Below are 9,920 nucleotides of genomic sequence, written 5' to 3'. Positions count from 1 at the left end.
TCTCAGAATCTCAGAATCTCAGAATCTCAGAATCTCAGAATCTCAGAATCTCAGAATCTCAGAATCTCAGAATCTCAGAATCTCAAAAAAAAATCAACAATCTAAAATCTAAAATTTATAAATGGGTGCTTTTGTAATTAGCAAGCGGTTTAATGATGAATATAAGTTTACGTTTACTTCTCGGAGAGGGAAAGTAATTTTTACGAGTTTGAGTTATGAATTGAGGTTTGAGTGTGAAGAGGATATTGAAAGGTTTAAAGCGAATATTGAGCTTGCGAAGTTTTTGAAGTTTAAAGGCTCTGGTGGGAAGTATTTTTTTAAATTGATGCTTGGTGATGTTCATTTTGCTACAAGTCGAAAATACAGCACGGAATTGCTTTTGCAGAAAGGGGTGAAAGAAATTGTGACTTATTCTTCTAGGGCGGAGATTTTGGATTTTTCTTCGAGTGAATCAATTTTTGGTGACGAAGAATCTGAAGATGAAGAAGTGGAGGAGGCGGCTGAATAAAAAAAAGCGTTCGCAATTGCGGACGCTTTTTTTATTTGTGGAATTTGCGAAAAAAAAGTTAATCGCAAAAAAAAAACCATCTATAAAGATGGTTTTAAAATCGTTAGAACTTAGGTTCTAATTATTTTTTTACTTCTTCTACTTTAGCAGCAGCAGAATCAACTTTAGCAGCAGCAGAATCAACAGTTGCAGCAGCAGAATCAACAACAGCAGCAGCTGAATCAACAGCAACAGCAGTAGAATCTACAGCAGGAGCTTCAGCAGCAGCGTCAGCTTTTTTACAAGATACAACAGTTAAAACAGCAACAACAGCTAAACTTAAAAATACTTTTTTCATCTTACTTTATTATAAAAGGTTAATTATTAATTCGTGGCAAAGATATAAATTTTTTAATATGTAAAATATTTTTTCACTTTTTTTTTAAAATATTTTCCTTACTCACGTTTATCTTATTTATCAAATAATATGCCAAAATTATAAATTTTTCTTAAATTATCTAATTTCTCGTCTAAATAATTTTTTGTTGAATAATCTTTATGAAAATCAGTTATTTAGTTTCTTTGATTTAGGATTTGTATTGTTTTTTAAGAGTATTTAAGCAGGATCGTTTAGACTTATTTCTTCAATTTTAACACCTTTATCAAGTCAAAAGGCTATGAGATGAGTTTTATGATCGTTTCAGTGGCTCCTTTATGGTCTTGAATAAACGATTTGCAGATTGCGCTTTTTTCTTCTAGAAAGTTTTTATCATTCAATAATTGATCAAAAATCACTTTAAGTTCTGCGCTCGTTGATATGGGCATGCAGCCACCAATTTTCACTAAATCAATTGCTTCTGCAAACTTCGAATAATTAGGGCCAATTACAATTGGAATTCCAAAAGTAGCAGGCTCTAATATATTGTGTATTCCTGGGTTTCCAAATCCGCCGCCTACATATGCAATGGTTCCGTAACTATAAATCTTAGTCAAAATTCCAATAGTGTCTATTATAAAAACGCTGTAATTAGATAAATCTTTGTTTTCTTTTTCTGAAAATAGAACCGTTGGTTTCGTGATTTTTGACAAAAGATCTGAAATCTGATCTGGTTTGATATTATGTGGAGCAATTATGAATTTTACATTTTCGGGGGCTTGATTGATGTATTCGGCAATTAAAATCTCGTCTTTTGGCCATGAGCTTCCAACGACAATTGTCGGTTGATTGTTTTTGAAATTTTCAATAAAATCAAGACGATTGTCTCTTTCTAAAATAGCATTTACGCGATCAAAACGAGTGTCGCCAGAAACAATTACATTTTTAAAACCAAGTGATTCTATTTTTTGTTTAGAGCTTTCATTCTGAACAAAAAAATAGGTGAATGCATTTAATGCTTTTCGGTAAAAACCGCCATACCACTTAAAGAACATTTGATTGTCTCTGAAAATTCCAGAAATTAAATAAGTAGGAGTCTTGCTTTTTTCTAATTCCTTTAAATAGTTTAGCCAGAATTCGTATTTAATAAAAAATGCAAATTCGGGATGAACCAGTTTTAAAAATCGTTTTGCATTACTTTTAGTGTCAAGCGGTAAATAAATGGTCACATCGGCAACTGTGTTATTTTTACGCACTTCGTATCCAGATGGTGAAAAAAAGGTTATAATAATTTTATGTGAGGGATATTTTTCTTTGATTTTTTCTATAACAGGAAGTCCTTGTTCATATTCGCCAAGTGAGGCAGAATGAAACCAGATTGTTTTGTCCTCTGCTTTAATTTTTTCTTCTAATACTGAAAATACATTTTTTCGGCCTTCAATAAAAAGCTTAATTTTTGGACTAAATAGCGCTATGATTTTTAAGAAAAATCCTGCGATGTAAATGGTTAGATTGTATAAAAAAAGCATGTAATTTTTTTTGCAGCTAAATTACATTTCTTTCGACTATTTTCATTGGTTTGAAGCTATTAATAACTATTTTTGTTCCTCCTTTTAGAGATTTCTGCCTAAAAACGGTGTCTTTAATTTTTTTAAATAGATTCAAAATGAAAAAAATACAAATGGTTGACTTAAAGAGTCAATACGAAAAAATAAAATCTACTGTAGATGCTTCAATTCAAGAAGTTTTAGATACAAATACTTATATCAACGGACCTTTAGTTCATCATTTTCAAAAAAATCTTGAAGATTATTTAGGCGCGAAACACGTTATTCCTTGTGCAAATGGTACTGATGCGTTGCAGATTGCAATGATGGGACTTGGTCTTCAGCCTGGAGACGAAGTTATCACTGCCGATTTTACTTTTGCTGCTACTGTTGAGGTGATTGCTTTATTGCAATTAACTCCAGTTTTGGTTGATGTTGATTTGCATAATATGAACATAGATATTGATGCGGTAAAAAAAGCAATTACGCCAAAAACAAAAGCGATTGTTCCTGTTCATTTATTTGGACGCGCTGCAAATATGGATGCGATTATGGAAATTGCAGCTCAATACAATTTATATGTAATCGAAGATAATGCTCAGGCAATTGGTGCAGATTATGTTTCTAAATCTGGTTCAAAAGTTAAAGTAGGAACAATTGGTCACGTGGCAGCAACTTCATTCTTCCCATCAAAAAACTTAGGATGTTATGGTGACGGAGGAGCGATTTTTACAAATGATGATAAATTGGCTCACATTATCCGCGGAATCGTAAATCACGGAATGTATGAGCGTTACCACCACGATGTTGTAGGTGTAAATTCACGTTTAGATAGTATTCAGGCTGGAGTTTTAAATGCAAAATTACCACTTTTAGATGAATACAATCAAGCACGTCGTTTGGCAGCAACTAAATACAATGCAGCTTTCGCTGGAAATGCGCATATCATAACTCCAGATTTTGATGCAAACGAAAATGATCACGTTTTTCATCAATATGTATTAAGAATCGTTGATGCAGATCGTAATGCTTTAATGCAACATTTATTGGATAAAGGAATTCCTTGTGCAATTTATTATCCAATTCCGCTTCACTCTCAAAAAGCATATTTAGATCCTCGTTATAAAGAAGAACAATTTCCTGTAACAAATCAATTAGTTCAAGAAGTAATTGCTTTACCAATGCATACAGAACTTGATGATGAACAGATTAAATATATTACAGACAGCGTAATCGAATTTTTAAAATAAAACAATTTAAATATTAGCCAAAATATAACCGCAAACCACCACGAAATGAAAGTATTAGTAACAGGAGGATTAGGATTTATTGGATCTCACACCGTAGTCGAATTGCAAAATGAAGGCTTCGAAGTAGTGATTATTGATAACCTTTCCAATTCTTCAGAAGATGTTTTAAATGGAATTACAGCAATTACAGGGAAAACACCTTTATTTGAAAAATTAGATTTAAGAGAAAAGACTGCAGTGCAGGATTTTTTTAAAAAACATAATGATGTTACTGGGGTAATTCATTTTGCGGCCTCAAAAGCAGTGGGCGAAAGTGTTGAGCAGCCTTTATTGTATTATGAAAACAACATTAGCAGTTTAATTTATCTTTTACAGGAATTACAGCAAAAACCTGAAGCAAGTTTTATTTTTAGCTCGTCTTGTACCGTTTACGGTCAAGCCGAAAAAATGCCAATTACAGAAGATGCTCCAGTTCAGTTGGCAATGTCTCCTTACGGAAACACAAAACAGATTGGAGAAGAAATTATTACAGACACCGCGAAAGTTACCAATATCAGCGCGATTTTATTGCGTTACTTTAACCCGGTTGGAGCTCACGAATCAGTAGAAATTGGAGAATTGCCTTTGGGGGTTCCTCAAAATTTAGTGCCTTTTATTACACAAACAGGTGTAGGAATGCGCCAGGAATTATCTGTTTTTGGTAATGATTACCCAACTCCAGACGGAACTGCAGTTCGCGATTATATTCACGTTGTCGATTTAGCAAAAGCACACGTAATTGCTTTACAGCGTTTGTTAAATAAAAAGAATTTAGCAAAAGTGGAAACCTTCAATTTAGGAACTGGAAAGGGAAGTTCTGTTCTTGAAGTGATTCATAGTTTTGAAAAAGTCAGCGGTAAAAAACTGCCTTATAAGATGATGCCTCGCCGCGAAGGTGATATTACTGAAGCTTACGCAAATACAGATAAGGCAAATAACGTCTTAGGATGGAAGGCTGAACTAAGTCTTGATAAAGCGATGGCAAGCGCCTGGGAATGGGAACAAAAAGTAAGGAATAAGTAATTTTTAAATAAAATTATAATTTTTTAAAGTCCCAGATTATAGTAATATAGTTTGGGACTTTTTTTTAAAGCATTTTTATGAAACAAAATTTAGATTATAAATTAATTTTTGCTCTTGCAGCAGTTGGAATTATCTGGGGAACAACCTTTTTAGGAATTCGCGTTGCAGTTGAAACGATTCCGCCTTGGTTTGTAACTTCAATTCGCCAGGGATTAGCGGGATTGATCATGATGACAATTTTATTGTTTAAGAAAGAGTTAAAATGGATTGGATGGGAGAATTTAAAACATCAGCTCGTTCCTTCTGTGTTAATGATTGTAATAGCAAATGGGTTTACAACCATAGCCGAGCAGACTGTACCTAGCGGATTAGCATCTGTGATAAGTGCCTTGTCTCCGATACTTATTTTTCTAGGCAGCATTATGTTTGGACTGCAAAAAATGAGTTTAAGAGGATTTATAGGTGTAATTATTGGATTTTCAGGGGTGGTTTTTATTTTTAAAGACGGCCTCGGATCCTTTTTAGATGCTGATTATAGAACCGGAATGATGTTCATGGGATTTGCGATATTGGCTTGGGCTGGAGGAACAATTTATACCAAACTTCATGGGAATAAATCTAAAAATATAATTCTTAATTTATTTTACCAGTTTACAATGGCTTCGTGCATCCAGATTGTTTTGGCATTTATTTTTTCGCCCAATATTGATGTGAGCTTATGGAGTTCTAAAAGTATTTTAGCAGCATTGTATTTGTCGATTTTTGGATCTGTAATTGCTTTTTTTAGCTATAATTACGCTCTGAAACATGTTACAGCAGTGCAGGTTTCTATTTTATCGTACATCAATACGATAATTGCAGTTTTTCTAGGCTGGCTGCTTTTAGACGAAGTGATTACAATAGATTTTATTATTGCTACAGCTTTAATTATTCTCGGTGTTTTTATTGTAAATTACAAGAAGAAGGAAAAGAAAGTTTTGTAAAATCTGATTCATTTTATTTTGTAAATTTGTAAGAATTAAAATGTAGGAATAATGGGCTCGGATAAAGAAAATAAAAAGAACAAGGTTGAAGAACCAAGAGTAGAATACGAAGTTCAAAAACCAAAATTTAAAGGTATAGATCGTGAAACTTTCGATTTTGATGCGGAATTTGCAAAAGGATTGACGCCAGAGGAGTTTAAAGCTGAAATGTCTAAAAGAATAAAAGCTTATCCTTGGAAAAAATAATTTTTGAAAATAACGTTCTGGAATATTTTGATAATTTAGTTTATACACTTTTTAAGGAAGAGTATTTTGGTTTTTCTGAATCTGCTCAGAATTATATAGATAAAATTGTTGGTTTTATTATTTCGAGTGTTTCAAGTTTTCCTCATAAGAAAACTCCAAAACCGCTTCAATATTTAGGATTAAATTATATCTTTTATAAATCTAATACGAGAACGACTTGGTACATTTTTTTTGAAAAACGAAATCAAAATTATCTTATTACTGGAATTCTAAATAATTACAGTGTAGAAGCAAAAGAGTTATAAAAGTAAAAATCCTCATAAACAATCTGTTCATGAGGATTTTTTATAAATATTGTTTTAACTGATTACTGACAACTTAAAAATTACGCATTAGCAACAGCAGCTTCTTTATCAATTTTATTAATCAATCCAGTTAAAACTTTTCCAGGACCAACTTCAGTGAATAAAGTAGCGCCGTCAGCGATCATTTGCTGTACTGACTGAGTCCATTTTACAGGAGCAGTCAATTGAATGATTAAGTTCTTTTTAATTTCGTTTGCATCAGAAACCGCATTGGCAGTTACATTTTGATACACTGGGCAAATAGGAGCAGAGAAAGTAGTTGCTTCAATTGCGGCAGCCAATTCTTCTCTTGCTGGCTCCATCATTGGAGAGTGAAAAGCTCCTCCAACAGGTAAAATCAAAGCACGTTTTGCTCCAGCAGCTTTCATTGCTTCGCAAGCTTTTTCAACAGCAGTAGTTTCGCCAGAAATTACTAATTGTCCAGGGCAGTTATAGTTTGCAGCAACCACAATACCGTCGATAGAAGCACAAACTTCTTCCACAACATTATCCGCTAAACCTAAAACAGCAGCCATTGTAGATGGGGTGATTTCGCAAGCTTTTTGCATCGCCAAAGCACGCTGAGAAACTAATTTAAGACCATCTTCAAAAGATAAAGTTCCGTTAGCAACTAAAGCTGAAAATTCTCCTAATGAATGTCCTGCAACCATTTCCGGTTTGAAATTTTCTAAAGTTTTAGCTAAAATAACAGAGTGCAAAAATACAGCTGGTTGCGTTACTTTAGTTTCTTTTAGTTCTTCGGCAGTGCCTTCAAACATGATATCTGTAATTCTGAAACCTAGAATTTCATTTGCTTTTTCGAATAATTCTTTGGCTAAAGCCGAATTTTCATAAAGGTCTTTACCCATTCCTGTGAATTGCGCACCTTGACCCGGAAATACGTATGCTTTCATTTGTCTAATTTGTTTTTTATTTTTTTTGATTGAAAATTAGTTTCAATTGAAAGGCAAAAGTACTATTTTTTTAGCTCGTATATCCCTTAAACATATAAATCCATGCTAATCTTGAAAATCTAAGATTAAAAGGAGTCAGTAAAGTAATCACAATAGCAATAATAGGAAGGATTCTTAAATCGAAGTTTGTTTCGAAAAAATACTGTGCAATACAATAGGTTGCAATTCCTTGAGCAACTGTTAATCCGTAGTTTACATACATAGCGCCAAAGAAATAACCAGGCTCTTTTTGGAATTTATAATTGCAATGACTGCAGTATTCATTCATTTTCGGAAAACTGAAATTCAGAAAAATATTTTTGTCTGTAAAAACTTTTCCTTTATGACAAACAGGACATTCGTTTTTTAAAATATGAGTTAATGCGCTTGACATGATATTGTTGATTTTTGTTTATACAAAGGTAATTCAGAGCATTATAAAAGTCTTTTTAGTATCTTCGCTTATTATAGCACAATAAAGACATTTTGATTTAAAATTTTCAAAAAGCAAATTCCAAATTACAAAATGGAAAACGGGGGATTTTTATAATCAAGAAAATAAATAATACCTATTATGAAAAAATATCCCATTTATAGTGTTCAGAATTTTAGCTGTAACGACATTCATCGTGATTTTTATGTAAATACTTTTAAAGAGCATTTAAAAAGTCACAGTTTTGTAGAAGAACCGCATCGCCACGATTCCTATTTAATGGTCTTTTTTACAAAGGGGTCGGGATTGCATGAAGTCGATTTTGATCAATTCGAAATCAAAAGAGGAAGTCTTTTTGTGCTTCAACCTGGACAAATGCACCATTGGAATTTATCGGAAGATATTGAAGGTTTCGTTATTATCTTTTCACAGGAATTGTACAATCTGTATTTCGGACAGAAAAAAATCAACGATTACAATTTTTACCATTCCATTCAAAACCGCCCCGAGATGGTTTTTGAAGAAAAGGAAATCCCGAAAATCCTACCTTATTTCGATTTGTTGATTCAAGAAAATAATCAAGCTAATAAATACCAATTAGACAAATTATTGAATTTATTGGATTGCATTCATATCGAAGTCGCCAGAAAATATGGCGAAACGTATTCGCATCAAACCCATTCTTACAATATTAAAATCAATACGTTTGAATCGCTTTTAGAAGAATATTTCAGAACAGAGAAACTACCTTCATTTTATGCAGAAAAACTAAATATTACGTTGAAGCATTTAAACAGAATCTGTAACGAAATTCTCCAAAAAACAGCAACAGAAGTAATTACAGACCGAGTGATTTTGGAAATAAAAAGAATGCTGATCGACAAACAATTAGCTGTAAATGAAGTAGCATTCAAAGTCGGTTACGAAGATTATTCGTATTTCTCCAGATTCTTCAAAAAACAAACCGGAATGTCGCCGACTGAATTTAGAAATATAAAGTAAAAAAGGGTTTCGACTTCGCTCAGTCTGACATATGATATCTTTAAGAATACGATTGTCAGGCTGAGCGAAGTCGAAGCCCCGTTCCTAAAAGCAAAAATCCCATACTAAAAAGTACAGGATTTCTTAACCAACCAATTAAATCCGAGAATGCTTAATTAGGCTTGTTTTACAAATTGTAATTCGATGTTTAATTTTACTTCTTCACCTACTAAAACGCCACCTGTTTCAAGAGCTGAGTTCCAGTTTAAACCCCAATCTTTACGATTAATTTTTCCTTCTATGCTTAAACCTACTTTTGTATTTCCCCAAGGATCAGTCATGATTCCGCTAAATTCAACTGGGAATTTTACTGTTTTAGAAACACCTTTAATGTCTAAATCTCCAGTTAATTCATATTCACCATCATTGATTTTTTTGAAAGCAGAAGATTTGAAAGTTAATTTCGGGTGATTTTCAGCGTCAAAGAAATCACCGCTTCTTAAATGTCCGTCACGATCCGCGTTTGCAGTGTCTACTGAAGCAATATCAGCAGAAAAACTGAACTCTGCATTATCAAAACTTTCTCCTTCTGTGATTGCAGAAGCATCATAAGTTCCGAATTTTCCTGAAACATTTGTAAACATCATGTGTTTAACTTTAAAACCAATTTCTGAGTGAGTTGGGTCAATTGACCATTTTGTAGTTGCCATAATTTTATTTTTTTAAATAATTAATTTGTTTCATTTTGATAGGACAAAGTTACGGTGACAGTTGTCCTGAAGCACTTAACCTAGATTAAGAAATGAAAAATGTGATTGTTTTTGCCACAGATTACACAGATTAAAAGGATTAAAAGAAATATTGCCACGAATTTCCACAAATTTCCACAAATTTCAATTCAATTTATTTCGAGCAATTGCTACGCCTGTTCGCTATCGCTCGAGACGTGGCGAAAAAAATCAATTTAATCCTTTTAATCTGTGGCGAAAAAAACTAATGCTTAAGCTTAGTTTTTGCTATTCATATAAAATGTCAGCGCTCCCGAAGGACATTTATTAACAGTAGAAATTATTTTCTCAGTTGTAGATTGTTCTGGAGTAATCCACGGTTTTTCTTTTGGGAGAAAAACATCTGGATTGTTTTTGACACAATTGGCAGAATGAATGCATTTTCCAGATTGCCATACAATCGTAACTTCTCCGTTTGTATATTCTTTAGTTAGGTTATTTGGATTCATGGTTTTAAAATTTTAAGGATG

General features: G+C 33.0%; 13 protein-coding genes. 7 read left to right on the top strand and 6 right to left on the bottom strand.

What is annotated here, in order from left to right:
• Nucleotides 1–121 precede the first annotated feature (121 nt).
• Nucleotides 122–508, top strand: coding sequence for a DUF1508 domain-containing protein (locus AC3Y25_RS14315; RefSeq protein ID WP_489903191.1), 387 nt, complete (start codon nucleotides 122–124; stop codon nucleotides 506–508).
• Between the two features lie 121 nt (nucleotides 509–629).
• On the opposite strand, the gene AC3Y25_RS14310 is transcribed toward AC3Y25_RS14315, so the two are convergent.
• Both AC3Y25_RS14310 and AC3Y25_RS14305 read right to left on the bottom strand, forming a co-directional pair.
• Nucleotides 630–845, bottom strand: a complete 216-nt coding sequence (locus AC3Y25_RS14310; protein ID WP_008467260.1) for a PG1828 family lipoprotein — start codon at nucleotides 843–845, stop codon at nucleotides 630–632.
• Nucleotides 846–1,162: 317 nt separating this feature from the next.
• On the bottom strand, nucleotides 1,163–2,392 hold the full coding sequence (locus AC3Y25_RS14305) for a 3-deoxy-D-manno-octulosonic acid transferase (protein WP_489903190.1): 1,230 nt from the start codon (nucleotides 2,390–2,392) through the stop codon (nucleotides 1,163–1,165).
• Between the two features lie 137 nt (nucleotides 2,393–2,529).
• Here AC3Y25_RS14305 and AC3Y25_RS14300 point away from each other — a divergent pair, with 137 nt between their 5' ends.
• The 5 genes from AC3Y25_RS14300 to AC3Y25_RS14280 all read left to right on the top strand — a co-directional run bounded on the left by AC3Y25_RS14300 (nucleotide 2,530) and on the right by AC3Y25_RS14280 (nucleotide 6,256).
• Entirely contained in the window at nucleotides 2,530–3,660 is a 1,131-nt protein-coding gene (locus AC3Y25_RS14300; RefSeq protein ID WP_489903189.1) for a DegT/DnrJ/EryC1/StrS family aminotransferase, read from the top strand.
• Between the two features lie 45 nt (nucleotides 3,661–3,705).
• The gene (galE, locus tag AC3Y25_RS14295) at nucleotides 3,706–4,722 is read left to right on the top strand and encodes a UDP-glucose 4-epimerase GalE (RefSeq protein ID WP_427872229.1); all 1,017 of its coding nucleotides are present in this window, start codon (nucleotides 3,706–3,708) and stop codon (nucleotides 4,720–4,722) included.
• A 77-nt stretch (nucleotides 4,723–4,799) separates the two neighbouring features.
• Nucleotides 4,800–5,705, top strand: a complete 906-nt coding sequence (locus tag AC3Y25_RS14290; RefSeq protein ID WP_250834064.1) for a DMT family transporter — start codon at nucleotides 4,800–4,802, stop codon at nucleotides 5,703–5,705.
• Nucleotides 5,706–5,756: 51 nt separating this feature from the next.
• The gene (locus AC3Y25_RS14285; protein WP_427872231.1) at nucleotides 5,757–5,951 is read left to right on the top strand and encodes a hypothetical protein; all 195 of its coding nucleotides are present in this window, start codon (nucleotides 5,757–5,759) and stop codon (nucleotides 5,949–5,951) included.
• Nucleotides 5,939–6,256, top strand: coding sequence for a hypothetical protein (locus AC3Y25_RS14280; RefSeq protein WP_427872232.1), 318 nt, complete (start codon nucleotides 5,939–5,941; stop codon nucleotides 6,254–6,256). Before AC3Y25_RS14285 ends, AC3Y25_RS14280 begins: the two co-directional genes overlap by 13 nt.
• A gap of 80 nt (nucleotides 6,257–6,336) precedes the next feature.
• Here AC3Y25_RS14280 and fabD read toward each other — a convergent pair whose 3' ends face one another.
• Both fabD and AC3Y25_RS14270 read right to left on the bottom strand, forming a co-directional pair.
• Nucleotides 6,337–7,209 (bottom strand): ACP S-malonyltransferase, encoded by an 873-nt coding sequence (gene fabD, locus AC3Y25_RS14275; protein ID WP_489903188.1) that lies wholly within the window; start codon nucleotides 7,207–7,209, stop codon nucleotides 6,337–6,339.
• Nucleotides 7,210–7,279: 70 nt separating this feature from the next.
• A complete protein-coding gene (locus AC3Y25_RS14270) occupies nucleotides 7,280–7,642 on the bottom strand; it encodes a DUF983 domain-containing protein (RefSeq protein ID WP_427872233.1) in 363 nt (120 codons plus the stop codon).
• 180 nt (nucleotides 7,643–7,822) lie between these two features.
• On the opposite strand from AC3Y25_RS14270, the gene AC3Y25_RS14265 reads away from it, so the two are divergent.
• Nucleotides 7,823–8,683: a helix-turn-helix domain-containing protein gene (locus AC3Y25_RS14265; RefSeq protein ID WP_427872234.1), complete on the top strand. Its 861-nt coding sequence runs from the start codon at nucleotides 7,823–7,825 to the stop codon at nucleotides 8,681–8,683.
• A 155-nt stretch (nucleotides 8,684–8,838) separates the two neighbouring features.
• Here the strand turns inward: AC3Y25_RS14265 and AC3Y25_RS14260 are convergent, their stop codons facing one another.
• Both AC3Y25_RS14260 and AC3Y25_RS14255 read right to left on the bottom strand, forming a co-directional pair.
• Nucleotides 8,839–9,372, bottom strand: coding sequence for a YceI family protein (locus tag AC3Y25_RS14260; protein ID WP_427872235.1), 534 nt, complete (start codon nucleotides 9,370–9,372; stop codon nucleotides 8,839–8,841).
• A 296-nt stretch (nucleotides 9,373–9,668) separates the two neighbouring features.
• Nucleotides 9,669–9,899, bottom strand: coding sequence for a (4Fe-4S)-binding protein (locus AC3Y25_RS14255; protein ID WP_427872236.1), 231 nt, complete (start codon nucleotides 9,897–9,899; stop codon nucleotides 9,669–9,671).
• Nucleotides 9,900–9,920: the final 21 nt, after the last annotated feature.

It is taken from the genome of Flavobacterium sp. LK-23, from assembly GCF_058135255.1.
The sequence above is the reverse complement of the archived record's forward strand: the minus strand, read 5'-3'. Positions and strand labels throughout refer to the sequence as shown.

Bases quoted from the DNA above. Each gene is read 5' to 3' on its own strand.
- AC3Y25_RS14315 (WP_489903191.1), top strand. From the start codon at position 122: ATGGGTGCTTTTGTAATTAGCAAGCGGTTTAATGATGAATATAAGTTT.
- fabD (WP_489903188.1), bottom strand. From the start codon at position 7,209: ATGAAAGCATACGTATTTCCGGGTCAAGGTGCGCAATTCACAGGAATG.
- AC3Y25_RS14305 (WP_489903190.1), bottom strand. From the start codon at position 2,392: ATGCTTTTTTTATACAATCTAACCATTTACATCGCAGGATTTTTCTTA.
- galE (WP_427872229.1), top strand. From the start codon at position 3,706: ATGAAAGTATTAGTAACAGGAGGATTAGGATTTATTGGATCTCACACC.
- AC3Y25_RS14300 (WP_489903189.1), top strand. From the start codon at position 2,530: ATGAAAAAAATACAAATGGTTGACTTAAAGAGTCAATACGAAAAAATA.
- AC3Y25_RS14290 (WP_250834064.1), top strand. From the start codon at position 4,800: ATGAAACAAAATTTAGATTATAAATTAATTTTTGCTCTTGCAGCAGTT.
- AC3Y25_RS14260 (WP_427872235.1), bottom strand. From the start codon at position 9,372: ATGGCAACTACAAAATGGTCAATTGACCCAACTCACTCAGAAATTGGT.
- AC3Y25_RS14310 (WP_008467260.1), bottom strand. From the start codon at position 845: ATGAAAAAAGTATTTTTAAGTTTAGCTGTTGTTGCTGTTTTAACTGTT.
- AC3Y25_RS14265 (WP_427872234.1), top strand. From the start codon at position 7,823: ATGAAAAAATATCCCATTTATAGTGTTCAGAATTTTAGCTGTAACGAC.
- AC3Y25_RS14285 (WP_427872231.1), top strand. From the start codon at position 5,757: ATGGGCTCGGATAAAGAAAATAAAAAGAACAAGGTTGAAGAACCAAGA.
- AC3Y25_RS14255 (WP_427872236.1), bottom strand. From the start codon at position 9,899: ATGAATCCAAATAACCTAACTAAAGAATATACAAACGGAGAAGTTACG.
- AC3Y25_RS14270 (WP_427872233.1), bottom strand. From the start codon at position 7,642: ATGTCAAGCGCATTAACTCATATTTTAAAAAACGAATGTCCTGTTTGT.